The organism is Bifidobacterium kimbladii (assembly GCF_032193675.1).
In the GTDB taxonomy this organism is placed as follows: domain Bacteria; phylum Actinomycetota; class Actinomycetes; order Actinomycetales; family Bifidobacteriaceae; genus Bombiscardovia; species Bombiscardovia kimbladii.
This window is the reverse complement of sequence record NZ_JASTZZ010000004.1, coordinates 217,770-236,426: the sequence shown is the minus strand read 5'-3', so window position 1 is coordinate 236,426 and position 18,657 is coordinate 217,770. Positions and strand designations below refer to the sequence as shown.

7 protein-coding genes are annotated in these 18,657 nt (G+C 60.4%); all 7 read right to left on the bottom strand.

Going from position 1 to position 18,657, the window contains the following annotated elements; all coding sequences use genetic code 11:
* On the bottom strand, positions 1–2,090 hold a 2,090-nt coding region (locus QRX41_RS06865), incomplete at its 3' end, for an InlB B-repeat-containing protein (protein ID WP_313839550.1).
* A gap of 196 nt (positions 2,091–2,286) precedes the next feature.
* Positions 2,287–2,433 (bottom strand): hypothetical protein, encoded by a 147-nt coding sequence (locus QRX41_RS06860; protein ID WP_313839548.1) that lies wholly within the window; start codon positions 2,431–2,433, stop codon positions 2,287–2,289.
* Between the two features lie 559 nt (positions 2,434–2,992).
* Positions 2,993–6,514 (bottom strand): RCC1 domain-containing protein, encoded by a 3,522-nt coding sequence (locus QRX41_RS06855; RefSeq protein WP_313839546.1) that lies wholly within the window; start codon positions 6,512–6,514, stop codon positions 2,993–2,995.
* A gap of 297 nt (positions 6,515–6,811) precedes the next feature.
* Positions 6,812–10,468, bottom strand: coding sequence for an RCC1 domain-containing protein (locus QRX41_RS06850; RefSeq protein WP_313839544.1), 3,657 nt, complete (start codon positions 10,466–10,468; stop codon positions 6,812–6,814).
* Between the two features lie 287 nt (positions 10,469–10,755).
* Entirely contained in the window at positions 10,756–14,505 is a 3,750-nt protein-coding gene (locus QRX41_RS06845) for an RCC1 domain-containing protein (protein WP_313839543.1), read from the bottom strand.
* A complete protein-coding gene (locus QRX41_RS06840) occupies positions 14,429–14,632 on the bottom strand; it encodes a hypothetical protein (protein ID WP_229132389.1) in 204 nt (67 codons plus the stop codon). The genes QRX41_RS06845 and QRX41_RS06840 overlap by 77 nt, the downstream gene beginning before the upstream one ends.
* A gap of 297 nt (positions 14,633–14,929) precedes the next feature.
* Positions 14,930–18,409 (bottom strand): RCC1 domain-containing protein, encoded by a 3,480-nt coding sequence (locus QRX41_RS06835; protein WP_313839539.1) that lies wholly within the window; start codon positions 18,407–18,409, stop codon positions 14,930–14,932.
* Between the last annotated feature and the right edge of the window lie 248 nt (positions 18,410–18,657).

Genomic DNA, 18,657 nt, shown 5'->3' with positions numbered 1-18,657 from the left:
TTGTTTCCCCAGGCGTAGATGTTTCCGTTGCTGCCCAGGGCCAGAGAAAAATCGTGTCCAGCGCTGACCTGTACGTAGGTGAAGTCCGCGGGTGCGTTTGCAGGCTTTTTCACCATGACCGGCGTAGTCCGGTCGTAGGTCGTTCCGTCGCCGAGCTGGCCGTTGTTGTTGTTTCCCCAGGCGTAGATGTTTCCGTTGCTGCCCAGGGCCAGAGAAAAATCGTTTCTGGTGCTGACCTGTACGTAGGTGAAGTCCGCGGGTGCGTCTGCAGGCGTCTTGACCATGACTGGCGTAGTCCGGCTGGTTCTCGTCCCGTCGCCGAACTGGCCATACGTGTTGTTGTTTCCCCAGGCGTAGGCGTTGCCGTCGCTGCCCAGGGCCAGAGAATAATAGGTTCCTGCGCTGACTTGGCTGAATCTGATGCCTCGGCTGGTGTTCGGCGGGGTGATGGTGGTGGATTCCCTGCCCAGCTGGCTGCCCTTGTCGGGGCTGATGCTCCACTTGTTGTTCTGGCTTTCGGTCCACTTGGCGGTAAGGGTCAGGTCCTTGCTGACGGGCTTGCTGAAGTCGTAGGCGACTTCGCCGGTGAACCATCCGTCGAACTGGTAGCCTTCGCGCGCCGGGTCGGGGGTGGGGCGCTTTACCCTGCCGTAGGGGTCTGAGATATTCTGATCAGCGGGTTCAGGGCTTCCTCCGTCCGCATTGAAGGTGACGGTGTGGGTGGTGCCCTGCTGGTCGCCTCTGGTCAGCGGCTGGTCGACCGTGTAGTTGAGGCTTCTGGTGAAGGGCTGGCCGTCCTGCCTGCCGGTGATGGTGACAGCGGCTAGTCCCGGTTTGCGGGCGGGAGCCTCCGCCTGCCAAGAGTTGATTTTCTCGGTGAGTTTGAGTGGCTGGCTGTCCATGCTGACTGTATCCAGGGTTGGCTCGGAGACGGTGTCGAGTTTGACTGGCTTGCCGGGCTGGCCCTGCCCGTTCAGGCTCCATTTGTATATGTCGCCCTGCCTGCTGATAGCGGTGATCCTGTTGCCTGCGGCTGTTGCCTGCACAAACTGTTGGCTCCCGTTGTCTGCGCGCTTGGGCGCTTCGCCGGGTTTCCAGGCCCAGATGTGGTCGTCCTTGTCGACGGTCATGGCTTGGTTATTGTTGGTGGTGGCTGAGCTGGCTTTCATGCCTTCCGGCAGGTTGATGGTTGTAAGACTGGTCATGCTGTCAGCCGAGTGATAGGCGTGACCGTTGGTGTCCAGGAGGAGGAACCCTTGGTTGAGGGATTGGGCTTGGATGATGCGGATTGTTGTGTCTTGTTTGATGCGTGCAGGTTTGATGTTGCCGGTCTTGCCCGTGTCCCAGGTCCATGCTTGCCCGTCCGAGTCCAGGGCGAGGATTCGGCTGCCGGAGGCGATGGCGGTGACGGATTGCGTCTGCCCGGGCAGGCTGATTGTTTCCTGTTCGTTGGGCTTCGGGTTCGTGTTCTGACTATCGGCTTGGCTGTCTTGGAAGACGTGGACCTGTCCCTGCCTGTCCACGGCCAGCAGTCGGTCGTCGTTCAGGCTGATGCTGCTGAATTTGGTGTTCTTGCTGGTGTTGAGGATGGTGGGAGTGGGTTGTCCGCTGGTCCAGGTGTATAGCTGCTGGTTGGATCCGAGCGCGGCCTGCCATCGGCTGCCGGTTGCGGCCTGCAGGTAGTGGAACCCGTCGGGAGCCTGGGCAGGAGTGGGAACCTGTTTTGGCTTGTTGTCTTGCGTCCATGTGTAGATGCGGCCGTCGCCGGTCAGGCCCATAATCTGGTTTCCTGCGCTTTGGATGTTGGTGTAGTAGGTTTCCTGCCGGTTGGGTGGGCTGATGGTCAGCCGCGCACCGGTGGTGGGCCCGTGCTCCGGGCTCAGCGTCCAGTCAGTTAACTTCGACCACTGGGCTTTCAGACTCGTGTCCTGGAGGATGGGAGTCTGGAAGTCAAAGGGCTGGCCGTTGTATGTCCATCCATCGAACCGGAAGCCTTGACGTTGGGGATTCTGTTGAGGGGGAGCGGCGAGAGTGCCGGTTTTGACGGTCTCCTGTGTGGGTGTGCTGCCGTCGGCCGAGTCGAATCGCACTATGTGCGAGGTTTGATCATCCGTCTTATCGGATGGTTTGGTTGAAGCGGATCCTGCACTGCCGGTAGCATCCGTCGGCGATGACGGGATGCCCGGCTTAGATGATGGGGGGTTTAATGGTGTGGTGGTTTGTATTGGTGAGGGTGAGGGCAGTGGTGTGCTGGTTGCGTTGCTGGAGGAAATGCCGGGGGTTCCGTCAGCTACGCGAGGGGTCTGACGACCCCCCCCCCCCGGTGAGGATAGGAGCATCCGCCTGGGCGGATGCGACGCCCAAGCCTGCCAGCAGGCCCAGCAGGACGACCATCATCGCCAACGTGCGACGCAGACGGGAAACCAGATGCATGAAACCAAAACTCCTTCACCAAACACCAAGCAGAGTAAACATCGCTTGCCTATAGCTTTAACGTTCTCCTGTCGGAAAGTTGCCCAATGCTCAACGTCAGTCCGTGCAGCAGACTGCGCGAATCCTGACGGAAGCAAATTGTCTTCTCGACGTCCCCCTTTTGCCACCCTACCACCCGGTCAGCAGGCAACACACGCGTGCCGGAGCTAGGTGCAGAATGCAAAGAGACCCCCGTCTTTTATTAAGCGTCGCTTCGCCAATCAGTGCTTCAACTCCCAGACTCTTATCTGTCTGGAAGCAAATCGAGCTGACTAACCAGACGAAGGAAAGCGAGGCATGACTGAAGGCACCAATCTGATCTGGTCACCCTTCTCGGCGGCTTATCCTCTGTTTTGCGAGGAATGGGAGGGACAAGCCGCTAGTTAGAGATAAGGCCAATGCTTACCTGACGGAAGTATATGGGTGGCCCCGTTGTGTTGGGGGAGTCGGGGCCACCCTTGTGGTCCGGGAGTGTGTTGGGGATAGTGATAACCCGAACCTGCTTACACGAGGGAAGTCTTTATTGTTGTCGGCTGAGAGTTTCCAGCCGGTGGCGCCTGGCTGCTGCGGCGCATGCGAAGGCAACCAGCCCGGCTATGAGCAGGGGGAGCAGGCCGCCTCCTCCGGCCCTGGGCAACACGCTGATGGAGTTGTACCGATACGTGTTGCTGGTGTCCGGGGTCTGGGCTGCTCCGTTCAGTCTCCATTCGATGGTGACGGTTGACGTGCCGGGCATGTGTGTCGGCGTGGTCACCGTCCAGGTGCCGTCGGAGTTCTTGGTCAGGTCGGAGGCTTCCACATTGTCGAACTGGACGTGTGTGGGGATGCCAGGCCTGGGGAAGGTGTCCTTGGCCGGGCTGGCGTCCTGAGCGCTGCCGGTGTCACGGCCCAGCTGGCCACTATCGTTGTCTCCCCAGCTGTAAAGGTTGCCGTCGGATCCCAGGGCCAGGCAGTACGATGCTCCTGCGCTGGCCTGGGTGAAGGTGATCCCTGCCGGCGTATCCACCTTGTTAGGCCTGTCTGACGAGGTTTTGGCGCTGCCGCCCCAGGTGTAGAGGCTACCGTCGGAACCCAAGGCAATGGAATGCGCACCTCCGGCGCTGGCTTGGGTGAAGGTGATGCCAGCCGGGGTTTCAACCTTGCCGGGCTTGTCTGCGGGGGTGCTGCTGGTGTCGCGGCCCAGGCGTCCGTTGGCGGCATTGCCCCAGGTGTAGAGGCTGCCGTCGTCGCTTACGGCCACGGAGTGGCTTGCGCCTGCGCTGGCCTGGGTGAAGGTGATGCCTGCCGGGGTGTCGGCTTTGCCGGGTTTGTCTGCGGGGGTGCTGGTGGTGCTGCGCCCGAGCTCGCCGTGGGTGTTGTCTCCCCAGGTGTAGACGTCGCCTTGCGTGTCCACAGCCACCGCGTGGCCCCAGCCTGCACTGATACTGGTGAAGGTGACATCTGCCGGGGTGTCGGCTTTGCCGGGCTTGTCTGCGGGGGTGTTGCTGGTGACGGCACGGCCCAGCTGCCCAGCGCTGTTGTCTCCCCAGGTGTAGATGTTGCCATCCGAGCTTAGGGCTACGGCATGGGATCCGCCTGCGCTTGCCTGGACGAAGGTGATGCCTGCCGGGGTATCCACCTTGTGGGGCCTGTTGGCTGGGTTGTTGCTGGTGACGGTACGGCCCAGCTGGCCTCGGCTGTTGTCGCCCCAGGTGTAGAGGCTGCCATCCGAGGCCAGGGCCACGGAAAATCCGTAGCCTGCGCTGACATGGACGAAGGTGACGCCTGCAGGAGCCTCCGCCTTGCTTGGATGACTGTCCTGCTTGTCAGCGGTGTCACGGCCCAACTGACCGTGGGCGTTGTCTCCCCAGGTGTAGAGGCTGCCGTCGGAGCCCACGGCTGCGGAATGGAGGTCTCCTCCGTCAGCCTGGCTGATGCGGATGCCGCGTGCTGGCGGTGGAGTCAGCGTGACGGTCTGGCCGCCTGACTCGGGCCCGTTGTCCTTGTCGAGCTTCCACCTGTTGCTTTCAGCACTGCTCCAGTGGGCGGTCAGAGTCACCTTGTCGGTGACCGGCCTGCTGAAGTCATAGGCTGTGTCGCCGATGAACCAGCCGTCGAACAGGTGTTTATCCTTGGTTGGATCCTTGGCCGGGGGTTTCAGTCGGTTTCCCTCAGTGACGATTTGGAAACCGAACCCAGTGCCACCGTCGGGGTCGAAAACGATGAGATAATTGCCTAGGTACCTGTAGGACAAGTGTGCGTCTGGACGCTCGCCGTTCATCCTCCAGGTGATGACTGTATCTACTCTGCCATGGTCATGTGGGGGCGTGGTGACGCTCCAGGTGCCGTCCGAGTTGGGGTCGAGGTTGGTTCCGGGTGTACCGCTGAAACTCACGTCAACGGGCTTGGGATCCTCGGGGAATGCGACCATGCCGGGGCTGCTGTCGTACTTGCCGCTGGTGGGGCGTCCCAGTTCGCCATACTTGTTTTGTCCCCAGCTGTACAGGTTACCGTCGGAGCCGATGGCCAGGGAGTGGGAATAGCCGGCGCTGACCTCGGTGAATTGTGCGACACCTGCTGGTGTAGGCACTTTGCCCGGCTTGACGTCGTATTTGGCTGACCCGGTGTCGCGGCCCAGCTGTTTGCAATCGTTTAGTCCCCAGCTGTAGAGGTTGCCATCCGAACCCAAAGCCAGGGAATGCCTGTGTTCTGCGCTGACCTTGGTGAACTTCGTGACGCCTGCCGGCATGGTCACCTTGCGCGGTGTGCGGTCTTGTCTCGCCGGGGCGGTGTTGCGTCCTAGCTGGCCATATTCGTTCCATCCCCAGCTGTAGAGACTGCCGTCTGAGCTGGTGGCCAGGGATGTCCACTCTCCAGCCTTGATCCAGGTGAATTTCTTGACGCCTGCCGGCATGGTCATCTTGCGCGGTGAACGGTCACGGAAGGGATATCCGCCGGCGTAGCGTCCCAGCTCGTCATAAGTGTTGTCGCCCCAGCTGTAAAGGTCACCGTCCGAGTCCAGAGCCATGGAGTAGAAGGTTCCTGCGCTGATTTGAGTGATTTTTGTGATGCCCTTCGGCAAGTTCACCTTGCCTGGCTTGACGTCGTATATGGCAGAACCCGTGTCACGTCCAAGTTCGCCGTACTTGTTTTCTCCCCAGCTGTAGAGGTTGCCGTCCGATCCCAGTGCAAGGGAATGCCATTTTCCTGCACATGCTTGGGTGAAGTGGACGCCGGCCGGTGGAGTGACCAGCTTCGGCTGATTGTCTATCTGGGGGTTGTCTTTTGGTGTTGTGCTGACAGTTTCACGTCCCAGTTCTCCGTCGGCATTGTTCCCCCAGCTGTAGAGATTGCCGTCTGAACCGATGGCCAGGAAATGGGTGTAGCCTGTGCTGACCTGGGTGAAGTGGACGCCGGTCGGCGGGTTGACCAGGCTTGGCGTGCGCTTTTCGTCTTCAGGAGTCTCCAATTTGTAGTTGTTGTCTCCCCACCTGTAGAGGTTGCCGTCCGAGGCTATGGCCTGGGAGCCTTCTTCTTTTGCTGGGACGATGTGGCTGAAGCGTATGTCTGGTGTGGTGGGCGGGGTCAGGGTGATCTTGGTGTATTCTGTGGCTTTCCCTGAGGTGGGGGAGAGGCTCCAGGCGCTGGTGCCCTTGGTCCAGTGGGCGGTCAGGGTGAGGTCTGTGGTGACGGGTTGGGTGAAGTCGTAGGCGACCTTGGAGTCGCCCTTGGCGTCTTTGGTGAACCAGCCGTCGAACAGGTAGCCGTCCTTGGTCGGGTCTTGCGCGGGTCGATTGGCCTGGGTGCCTTCGGCAATGGTTTGTGAGTCGACACTGCTGCCGTTGTCGCTGTCGAAGACGACCTGGTATGAAGTTGAACCTGGCTGAGCTCGGGCGGTGGTTGTGCTGACGGATGCGTCTGTTTGCTGGGCCGGGCTGATAGGTTTCGCGATGGCGTCGGCTGCAGTGAGGCCGCCGATGATCATGCTGGCTGGAAGAATGACGATAACCTTCAAAAGGTCTACAACAATGGCTGACCGGGAAGACGCGTCCGGATGGCACATGATCGCTACAAACCCCTTTCCCAAGGTAAGGCGGTCCGATGATGAAAACCCCAAGTTTTTTCATCGGCTGCATGCCGGGCACGTTCCCGGTTGCTAAAAAGTACGCTAGCATGCAGGTTCGGGTCTGAAGGGGAGCAACACTCGGTTAAAACGGATAAAAAATATTATGTCAAGTTGGGACGCCGATATTTTCCTCTAGGCGCAGAGGTAAAAAATGAAAATGGGTGGCTCCCTGATGTTGGGGGGTGCGGAGCCACCCATCAAGGTCGGGCCGTTCTTGGGATGCGGCCCGACCGTTTACTCGAGCGAAGTGAATTCGTGCCTGTGGCGTCTGGCTGCCAGGGCGCCGGCGGCGGCAAGCAGGCCTGAGACGAACAGGAGGAGTACCCCCGTGTTGCCTGTGAGGGGCAGAATGCCTTTGAAGGTATAGCTGAGGTGGGTCGGGGCTTGGTTGGCGGGACCCAGGGACCAGTCCACGATCACGTCAGACAGTCCCGGATTGTGGGCTGGCGTGGTCAGGGTGACCGACCCGTCCGCGTTCTGCTGCAGGCTGCCGGCGGGTGTCTGGTCGAACCTGACGCCGGTAATCAGCGGCGGCGGATATAGCGCCACCAGCGTCGGCGTAATGATCTTCGTGCCGTTGTTGCTGCCGGTGCCGAGTTGCCCATGGTAGTTGTATCCCCAGCTGTAGCTCTTGCCGTCCTGACCGATGGCCATGGAACAAGCCGATCCTGCGCTGATCCGCGCGACCGCGAACCCCTTGCCTGCGTTGTCCTGGCCTGCGGGGGGTGACACTTGTGAGGGGACGAGCAGCTCGGAGGTGCCCTGGTTGCTGCCCAACTGATCAAAGGTGTTTTCTCCCCATCCCCAGGCTGTACCGCTCTGGTCGATAGCCAGCGAATATGTGGCTCCGGCGATGATTTGGGCGGCCTGGAATCCCTGGCTGGCATCGGCAGGGTTTTTTACCTGCGTGGGTGTGGACCGGTCGGTCAGCGTGCCATCGCCGATCTGGCCATCCGCGTTCATTCCCCATGCCCAGGCTGTGCCGTCCTGACCGATGGCCAGTGCGTGGACTTCACCGCTGCTGATCATCCTGGCCTTAAAGGTCTTGCTGGCGTTCTTGGGATCGGGCACGGGAGCTGGGTCGGCAGCATATGCGGTGCTGTATTTTCCTGTGCTTTGGCCGTTGCCGAGCTGTCCGTGGTTGTTGTATCCCCAGGTGTATACGTTGCCGTCGGCGTCCAGGGCCATGAGGAAGCTGTATCTTGCGCTTACCTGGACCGCCTTCAGCCCATTGTCGGAGCCGCTGGGATCCTTGGCCAGGGCCGGCGTCAGTTTGGGCGCGCTATAGGTGTCCTGGTCCTTGGTTTCGCTGCCCCAGACGTAGACGCGCCCATTCAGGTCGATTGCTGCCGAGTCGGTGAATCCGGCGGTCACCTGGGTGGCCTTGAAGGGTTGTCCGTCTGGGCCCTTGACGGGCTGTGGCTTGGAGTGGTCTTGCCTGCTGCCGTCGCCAAGCTGGCCATATTGATTTTGTCCCCAGCTGTAGACGGTCTGGTCGGAGCCGATGGCCAGCACGTGGGTTCCGCCTGCGGCGACCTGCGTGTAGGTGAATCCGGTAGCTGCGCCGTCAGGCAGGGGGACCTTGGTCGGCGCATATTGTTTGGCCGTCGTACTCGGATCCTGGCCCAGCTGCCCGTAGTCGTTGCCGCCCCAGGCGTAGGCATTCCCATCGCTGGTCACCCCTATAGAAAAACCGGCAAAATTATCGCTGGCGCTTATCTGGTTGAAGCGGATGCCCCGGCTGGTTTTGGGCGGGGTGATGGTCACATGCTGGCCGCCCTGGGCATCGCCATTATTCGGGCTGATTGCCCAGCTGCCGATGTCTACAGGGCTCCAATGGGCGACCAGGGTGATGCTGCTGGTGACGGGCTGGCTGAAGTCATAAGCCACCTTGGATTCGCCTTTTGAGTCCTTGAGGAACCAGCCGTCGAACAGGCAGCCGTCTTTGGTAGGGTCTGCGATCGGGCGTGTGGCCTGCCTGCCTTCGGTGACGGACTGGGGTCCGGGCATGCCCGAGGGTGCTGTAGGGGAGTCACTGTCGGAAGAGAAAGTGACATGGTAGGCGTTCATGTATTGGTAGGTCAGGTGGGTGTCGGGCTGCTGGCCGTTCATGCCCCAGATGATGGTGACATCGGTCTTGCCTGCTGCATGCTGGGGCGTGGTGACGCTCCAGGTGCCGTTCGACTCGGCGATGAGGTTGGTGCCGGGCGTCCCGCCGAAGCTGACGCTGACGGGTCTGGGATCCTCGGGGAATGTGACTGTGCCGGGGTCGGCGTCAGAATGACCAGTGGTCGTGCGTCCCAACTGGCTTCGGCTGTTGTCTCCCCAGCTGTAGAGGTTGCCGTCCGAGCCTAGGATCAGGGAGGAGGTATTTTCTGCGATGATCTGGATGCAGCTGATGCCTGCCGGCAGGGATACTTTGCCCGGTGTGGCATTTCTCAAGCTGTGGGCGTCGCGTCCCAGCTGGCCGAATTTGTTGCTTCCCCAGCTGTAGAGGTTGCCGTCCGATCCTACGGCCAGGGTGTGTTGGTTTCCTGCGCCGAACTGGGTGAATCTCGTGACGCCTGTGGGCAGCGTCACTTTGCCTGGATCGATGTTTTGTGTTGGCGTGTCGGTATCTCGTCCCATCTGGCCGTAGCTGTTGTAACCCCAGCTGTAGAGGTTGCCGTCTGAGCCCATGGCCAGAGAACACCATCCCTGTGCGGCAATCGCGGTGTATTTCGTAACGCCTGTCGGCAGGATCACTTTGTTCGGCAGGGTTCCTGGCTGTTCGCTGTTGGTGTTGCGTCCGAGTTCGCCCTGAGTGTTGTCTCCCCAGCTGTAAATGTTGCCGTCCGAGCCCAGAGCCAGGGAATAGAAGGTTCCCCCGCTGATCTGGGTGCAGGTGATGCCTGTCGGCATTGACACTCTGCCTGGCGTGGCGTCGTAGGTCGCTGATCCCGTGTCGCGTCCCAACTGGCCTCGGCTGTTGTCTCCCCAGCTGTAGAGGTTGCCGTCCGAGCCGATGGCCAGGGATTGCGAGTATCCGGCGGTGAACTGGGTGAAGTGGACGCCGGTCGGCGGGGTGACCAGGCCCGGTCTGTCAGCTGGCGTGCTGGTGGTGCTGCGTCCCAGCTGCCCGTTGTCGTTTAGTCCCCAGCTGTAGAGGTTGCCGTCCGAGCCCATGGCCAGGGAAAGGCTCATTCCTGCGCTGGTCTGGGTGAAGTGGACGCCGGTCGGCGGGGTGACCAGGCCTGGGGTGCCTTCTGGCGCCTTGCTCGGTGCGGTGGCTGGTATCTCATTGGTGTCGCGTCCCAGACTTGCTTTGTTTTCTCCCCAGCTGTAGAGGTTGCCGTCCGATCCCATGGCCAAGGTATGCCATAGACCCGAGCTGATGTGGCTGAATCGTACGCCGGGTTTGGTGGGTGGGACCAAGGTGATCTTGTCGCCTCCGGCGGCTGACCCGGAGGTGGGGGAGAGGCTCCAGGCACTGGTTCCCTTGGTCCAGTGGGCGGTCAGGGTGAGGTCTGCAGTGACGGGTTGGGTGAAGTCGTAGGCAAGATTGCCGGTGAACCAGCCGTCGAACAGGTAGCCGTCCCGGGTCGGGTCCTTGGCGGGCCGGCTGGCCAGTGCGCCGTCATCGACGTTTTGAGGGTCGATGCTGCTGCCGTCGGCGCTGTCGAAGGTGACGGTGTGCCTTGTTGAGCGTGCCTGGGGGCGGCTGTCAGGTGTTTGATCGTGTTCGGGTATGGTGTTCAGTGGCGAGGGTGTTGGTGTCAATGGGGACTGGGGTGTCGTCGGCGTGGCCTGCAGCGTTGGCTGGCTTGTGTCGGTGTTGGTGTCAGTGTCGGCTGTGGCGAGGCTGCCCATGATCAGACTTGCGAGCAGGATGATGGCAAGCAGAAGGCTCACGGCAATGCATGGCCGGGCAGAAGCATCCCTATGGTGCATGATGGCTGCGAACCCCTTTCCCCAAACAGGTGGCTCGATGATGAAAATCCCCAAGTCGCTTCACGAGACGTGTGCCGGGGGCAATCCCGACAGCTGTATTGCAGTCTATCACGCGCGGACGGGCAAGAGTGGGAGCAGCACCAGGGTGAATAAGAAGGGTGGCTCCGCTGTGTTGGGGGATTGCGGGGCCACCCTGTTTAGCCGGGCCATCTTGGGGTATGGTCCGGCTGCTTACTCGTGTGAAGTCTTCAGGCTTGCAGTCTGCGGGATTCGCGCCTGTGGCGCCCGGCTGCTGTGGCGCCCGCTGCGGCCAGCAGCCCGGCGGCCAGCAGGATCATGGTCCCGCTGCTGCCGGCGTTGGGCAGCATGCCTTCGTAGGTGTAAGTCAGATGTGTCTGGGGCTGGCTGGTCCCGCCCAGGGTCCAATCCACGATCACATCAGCCTGCCCTGGATTGTGGGCGGGCGTGGCCAGGGAAACAGAGCCGTCAGAGTTCTGTTGCAGGGTGTCTACGGCCGTCTGGTCAAATCTGACACCGGTGATCATCAGCACCGGGTTGAATGCCACCAGAGTCGGCGTGCGGCTCTGCGTCATGCTTTGCTCGGATCCAAGCTGGCTGTAGCGGTTGTCGCCCCAGGCGTAGGCCTTGCCGTCCTGGCCGATCGCTACGGAATGGCTCCATCCCGCGCTGATCCGCACGGACGCGAATCCGGTGTCGGCGCTGCTCTGACCTTTCGGAGGTGATACGGGCCGAGGTGTGGTCCGTTTGCTGGTGGTGCCGTCGCCCAGCTGGCCGTTGGCATTGTTGCCCCATCCCCAGGCTGTGCCATCCTGGCTAATGGCCAAGGAATTCCATGTGCTTGCGCTGACCTGCTGGGCTTTGACATTGGGCACCTGCTTGGGCAACGACTGATAGTCGGTGCTGAAGCCGAGCTGGCCGTTGTTGTCCATTCCCCATGCCCAGACTGTGCCGTCCTTACCGATGGCCAGGGCGTGCCATGCGCCCGCACTGATTTGGATGGCCTGCAGTCCTTCGCTGGTGTCCTTGGGATCGAGCACCAGCGTGGGGGTGGAGGAGTAAGCGGTCCAAGTTCCGTGGGTTGAGGACCCGTTGCCGAATTGCCCCCAGTTGTTGTATCCCCAGGCGTATATGTCGCCATCAGCGTTCAAGGCCATGATGAAGCTCCAGTTAGCGCTGACCTTGACCGCATGCAGACCCTGGTCGTTGCTATTCGGGTCGGCGACCACAGTGGGCTTCGGTTTGGCATCGGAGTTTACGGTGTTGACATTGTCGCCCAGGGTCGTAGTTTCGCTTCCCCAGCTGTAGACCTGGCCCTTGGTGTCGATAGCGACCGAGTCGCAGGCACCAGCACTGACCTGGGTGGCCTGGAATGGCTGGCCCGTGCTGGGATTGATGACGGCTACCGGCTTGACGTGGATGTTTGTGTCCGTGCTGCCGTTGCCTAGCTGGCCGAAATCGTTATGCCCCCAGCTGTAGAGGATACCGTCGGAACCGATGGCTAGGGTGTGCGCGCCCCCTGCCGAAATCTGCGTGTAGGTGAAGCTTTCCTTTACGCCGTCGGGTTTGAGAACTTCGGTTGGTTTGTCATGCTGTTTGTTGTTGCCGGTGCCCAGCTGTCCGTACCTGTTGTTGCCCCAGGCGTAGGCGTTCCCGTCGCTGGCTACGCCTACTGAGAAGCCGCGCATCTCCTTGTTTTGGGAGCCGCCGGCGCTGATCTGGTTGAAGCGGATCCCCCGACTGGTCTTGGGCGGCGTGATGGTTACCTGCTGGCCGCCCATCGAGCTCCCCTTGATCGGGCTGATCAACCACGTACCATTGTCTACGGGACTCCAATGGGCGACCAAAGTGATGTTTGCGGTGACGGGTTGGCTGAAGTCGTAGGCGATCCTGGAATCGCCGTTAGCGTCCTTGAGGAACCAGCCGTCGAACTGGCAACTGTCCGCCTTCGGATCAGGGTACGGGCGCATGGCCTGCTCTCCCTCAGTAACGGACTGGTTTTGGGGCATGTCGGAAGATGCCGGGCAGGAGTTGTCTTTGTTGCTGAAGGAGACGGTGTATTTTGGTCCGTCGTATCGATAGGTCAAATGCACATCCGGCTGTGACGCCCCATTTATGGTCCATTGAACAGTCACGTCCGCCTTCCCCTTTGCATGTGGCGGGGCAGTGGCGCTCCAGGTGTCTTCGTTCGTATTCTTCGACAGATCTGTAATGGTTGTTTCGTCGAACTTCATGCCAGTGAGGTTGGGTGTGCCGAGTGCCGACACCACTCCGCGCTCTTCGTCGTTGACGGCCCCGTGTCCGAGTTCACCGTAATAGTTGAAGCCCCAGGTATACAGGTTGCCGTCTGAGCCGAGCCCCATGGTGTAGCCATTGTTTATGCTGGCCTGCTTCCAGGTGAAGTCATCCTGATTGCTGTCAGGCTTGGACACAATTCCCGGGCCGTTTACTGGTGTAGCTTGCCCAAGCTCGCCGTCACCGTCGGTTCCCCAGCTGTAGAGGTTGCCGTCTGAGCCGACCCCTATGGAGTGGTAGTCAGTCGTCATGCAGTCAATGTAATTGACGTTGGCGGGTTTATAGACAGCTGCCGGACGGTTGGCGACTTTGAGGCTCAGATCGCGTCCCAGCATAATTTCTTGCTCATCCGATCCCCAGGTGTAAATGTTCCCATCTGAGCCAAGGGCCATGGAATTGTAATGGGCTGATCCTGTCTGGAGCCACGTGAAGTCGCTGGGAACACCTGCAGGTTTGTCGATTTTGCCGGGAATGGGATTGTTCGTCGCATCGGTGGTGTCGCGGCCCAGTTGATCGAAGTCGTTGTTTCCCCAGCTGTAGAGGTTGCCGTCTGAACCGATTGCCACTGTATCGTAGAACCCTCCGCTTGCCTCAATCCAAGTGAAATTGGATGAAGCGTTTGCAGGTTTGTCAACTTTGGTTGGTTCTTTGACTTCTTGAGTTCCCCCATCATGACCCAGTTGCCCATACTCGTTCCATCCCCAGCTGTAGAGATTTCCAAGGGAATCAAATGCCATAGCGTGGTTTGCTGCTGCCTTGATGCGGGTGAATTTGATGGTCTCCTGCTTGTCTACAGGCCTCGGCGTCCGATCACCACCGAAGATATTGAAAACCCCGTCCCGCCCAAGCTGACGGAATTCGTTGGAACCCCAACTATAGAGAATGCCATCCGAACCGAGAGCCAGGGCAAAAGTGTCTCCTGCGCTGACCTGAACCCAAGTGAAGTCGGATGATACGTTTGCGGGTTTGTCAACTTTACCTGGTGTGGGATTTGGATCGTATAGGCTACTGCTGGCTATACGTCCCAGCTGGCCTTCCTGGTTGAATCCCCAGCTGTACAGGTTGCCGTCTGATCCCAAGGCCACGGCAAAATTATCTCCGGCGCTGAATTGACTGAACCGAATATTAGGTATGACGGGTGGGGTAAGAGTGACCTTGGTGTTGCCGCTCGCTGGTCCATGGACGGGATCAAGGCTCCAGGTACTGGAGCCTTTTGTCCAGTGGGCTGTCAGGGTGATGTCGCTGGTGACCGGCTGACTGAAATCGTAGGCCACGGGCGTATCACCTATGAGCCATCCGACGAATATATAGCCGATTCTTGAGGGATTGGCAGGTCGGCTTACGCGATTTCCATCCGTGATTTTTTGTTCTGTGCTGGTTTGCTGTTCAGGGTCGTTGAAGGTGACGGTATGTTGAGCGGATGAGCGTGGTTGTGATCGGCCGTTTACATGTTCATCGGCAGCGATTCTTTTATTAGGCTCTGGGATGGTGGGTGACGGCAGCCGCGTTGTGTTGAGCGGGGAGGATGTAGCTAGGGGTGATGGTGTAGATAGGGGTGTGGTTGGAGTTGGAAGCGTTGCCTTGCTGGAGGAAATGCCGGAATTTTGCTTAGCTACGCGAGGGGTCTGACGACCCCCCCCCCCCGGTGCCTCCTGTTGTGGCAGGCGCGCTCGCGCCGGACGCAACAGGCTCGCTGGCCTCAGTGCTGGCATCGGCGCTGGTGCCGGCAAGCAGGCCTAGAGGCAGGATGACGGCCAGCAGTGTGCTGATGGCCATAGCCGGTCCGATAGACGTGTGCTGATGCTGACGCATGATAAGCATGATCCCCTTCCCCAGGAACTGCGGCTACATGCCCGGAACTCCCCAGTCCGGATCCCCCGCCGCATGCCGGGCACATTCCCGGCCTCATCTGCAACAACTTTATCACCCTGGTGGACATGCCTAGGCGCAGGCGCCTGAGAACTGTTTGTTCTAACTGGCTTATCGATTCTTCTGGGCGGACGGGTGCTAAAGAGAATGGGTGGCTCCGCTGTGTTGGGGACTGCGGGGCCACCCTGTTTAACCTGGCCATCTTGGGGTATGGTCCGGTTGCTTACTCGTGTGAAGTCTTCAGGCTTGCAGGCTGCGTGCCTCCCGCCGATGGCGTCCGGCGGCTGCGGCACCAGCTGCTGCCAGCATTCCGACGGCCAGCAGGATCATGATCCCGCTGCTGCCGGCGTGGGGCAGGATGCCTTCGTAGGTGTAGGTCAGGTGTGTTTGAGTCTGGGCGATCCCGCCCAGGGTCCAATCCACGATGACATCAGCCTGTCCCGGGTTATGGGCGGGCGTGACCAGGGAAACAGAGCCGTCAGAGTTCTGTTGCAGAGTACCAACTGCTGTCTGGTCGAAGCTGACACCGGTGATCAGCAGGACCGGGTTGAAGGACACCAGAGCCGGAGTACTGCTCTGCGTCAGGCTTTGCTCGACGCCAAGCTGGTTGTACTGGTTGTCACCCCAGGCGTAGGCGTTGCCATCCTGACCGATGGCCAGGGAGTGGTTTCGTCCTGCATTGGCACGTGCGGCTGTGAGCCCGCCGTCGGCCTTGCCTTGGCCCGCGGGCGACGATACGCGCGTGGGCGTGGGCTGGTCGCTGGTGGCGCCGTTGCCGAGTTGGCCGTCGGTGTTCCATCCCCAGGCCCAGGCTGCGTCGCTCTGGTTGACGGCCAGGGAGTGGTGCACGCCGGCGCTGATCCATGCGGCTTGGAATGCTTGGCTGGAGTTCGTAGGATCCGGGATCTGCTTGGGGGAGGGCCGGCTGGTTGTCGTACCGTCGCCTAGCTGCCCGTGGTCGTTGTATCCCCATGCCCAGGCTGTGCCGTCCTGGCTGATGGCCAGGGCGTGGTTGGCGCCTGCGCTGATCTGCGCGGCTTTGAAGGCCTTGCTGGTATCTCCGGGGTCGGGTACGGGTGCCGGGTCGGCGGCGTATGTGGTGCTGTATTCTCCTGTGGCCGCTCCGTTGCCGAGTTGCCCGTAGTTGTCGTATCCCCAGGTGTAGAGGCTGCCGTCCGTGTCCTTGGCCATGATGAAGCTCCAGCCGAGGCTGACCTGGGCCGCGTGCAGTCCCAGGCCTGAGCCCCTTGGATCCTTGGCCAGGGTCGGGGCCAGTTTGGACGTGCTGTATGCGGTGTAGTTGTTGTTTTCGCTGCCCCAAATGTAGACGCGCCCCTGCTGGTCGATGGCGGCCGAGTCGTAGGCGCCGGCGCTCACCTGTACGGCTTTGAAGGGCTGGCCGTCCGCGCCTTTGACGGGCTGTGGCTTTGAACGGCTGGCGGTGGTGCCGTCACCCAGCTGGCCGTGCTGGTTGCTGCCCCAGGCGTAGGCGTTCCCGTCGCTGGCCACGCCTACGGAGAATCCGCGGAAGTCCCCCGCATGGTAGCCGCCGGCGCTGACCTGGTTGAAGCGGATGCCTCGGCTTATCTTGGGCGGCGTAATGGTCACTTGCTGTCCGCCCATCGAGCTGCCCTTGATCGGGTTGATCGACCAACCGCCGGTGTTGGCAGGGCTCCAGTGGGCGACCAGCGTGATGTCTGCGGTGACCGGCTGGCTGAAATCATAAGCCACATTGGAACCGCCTTTGGCATCCTTGAGGAACCAGCCATCAAAGCGATGGTCATTCCAGATCGGATCGGCTGGTCGTTTAACCCGGTAGCCGTCGTTGACGGTTTCGCTATTTGCCGCACTGCCATTGGCTGGGTCGAAGGTTACGGTGCGCGGTGTTCCTATGTAGGTGTAACCCAAATATACTGTCTGGTCTGGCTGCGGGGCACTCAGCCTCCATGTCACGGTGATGGGAACCCAGCCTTCCGCATGCTGCGGCGTAGCGAAGGTCCAAGTGCCGTCGATATTGAATGTCGCTTCCGTAATGGCTGTTTCATCGAAGGTGACGCTGGTAAGTATAGGCGACGCGGGGAATGTCAATTGACCAGGTGAATAGGCATCGTTGCCGATTGTGCCCCTGCCGATTTGGCCGCCATTGTTGAGTCCCCAGGTGTAGAGGTTGCCGTCCGAGCCGATGGCCAGACAATGGAAGTTTCCCACAACGGCCTGAGAGGCGGTGATGTTCGTTGGCATAGCGACTTTGCCGGGTTGCATGACTGAGCCGGAAGCGGTACGTCCCAGTTCGCCGGCATCGTTGAATCCCCAGGTGTAGAGGTTGCCGTCCGCGTCCATGGCCATGCTGAACCAGTATCCGCCATAGGCTTTGACGATTTGTGTGCCTTCAGGTATACCCACAAGGCCTGGTTTGCTTCTAGGTATGCTGTCGGTGTCCCGTCCCAGCTGCTTGCAGTCGTTGTTTCCCCAGCTGTACATCTCGCCTTTCTGGTCAATGGCCATGGAGTGGAACATGCCTGCAACGGCTTGAGTGAAAGTGACGCCTGCAGGCGTTTCCACTTGATCTGGCTGGCTGGTTGAAGAACTCCCGATGTCTCGTCCCAGCTGGTCGTAGTCGTTGCTTCCCCAGCTGTACAGCTTGCCGTCCGAGCCCATGGCCAGAGTATGGTTCATTCCTGCGCTGGCTTGTGTCCAGGTGAAGCCAGGCTTGGCATCTGCAGGTTTTCCGGCCACTCCCACGGGAACATTGTTGTCGGCATCGGTTGGACGTCCTAGTTCGCCATATTCGTTGTCCCCCCAGCTGTACAGGTTGCCGTCTGAGCCGAAAGCCATGGAGAATCCGTTTCCTGCGATAGCCTGGGTAAATTTGACTCCTGCCGGCGCTTTCACCTGGCCTGGCTGATCGGTTGAGGCTCCTCCGGTATCGCGTCCCAGTTGGCCATCCTGATTGTCTCCCCAGCTGTAGAGGTTGCCGTCTTTATCAATGGCCAAGCAGTAGGCGCCCGCCGCACTGACTGAAACGAAAGTATGATGAGCGTTGCCAGGTATAGTCACCATCCCTGGCCGGTTATCGGCCAGTATGGCGAGTTTTCGACCTAGCTGTCCATTCCTGTTGTAACCCCATGTGTACAGGTTGCCGTCGGAGCCGAGGGCCAGAGAGTGGTTCTTTCCTGCACTGACTTGGCTGAATCGTATGCCTCTTGTGGCAGGCGGCGCAAGCGTCACATTGGTGTTGCCGGAGGTGGGGCCATTATCCGGGTTAATGCTCCAGTCGCCTGATCCCTCTGTCCAGTGAGCTTTGAGAGTCAGATTGTTGGTGACAGGCTGGCTGAAGTCGTAGGCGATAGGCGTGTCGCCGTTGAACCAGCCGTCAAAGAGGTATCCGTCCTTGGTGGGATCGTCGGGCCGTTTTGCCTGTCTCCCGTCTGTGACGCTTTGCTGTATATCGGCGCCCTGCAGGTTTGTGAAAGTGACGGTGTATTGCGTGGATGAGCGAGCCAGCTTCTGGCTGTCAGGACTTTTATGCTTGTCGGTTCCGTCGGGTTCGACGTGCGTGGGGTTCAGGGGAGAGGGTGTGGATAAGGGAGATGCTGGTGTTGCCAGCGATGTTGCCTTGCTGGAGGAAATACCGGAATTTTGCTTAGCTACGCGAGGGGTCTGACGACCCCCCCCCCCCGGTGCCTCCTGTTGTGGCAGGCGCGATTGCGCCGGACACAACAGGCTCGCTGGCGGTCGTGTCGGCCGCAGCGAGGCCACCAGCGATCAGGCTTGCTGGCAGGATGACGGCGAGCAGAAGGCTGACGGCCATGATCGGACGACTGTGCGTGTTCGTATGCTGACGCATGGTAAGCATGATCCCCTTCCCCAGGACCTGCGGCTATATGCCCGGAACTCCCCAGTCCGAATCCCCCGCCGCGCCGGGCACGATCCCGGCCTCATCTGCAACAACTTTATCACCCCGGTGG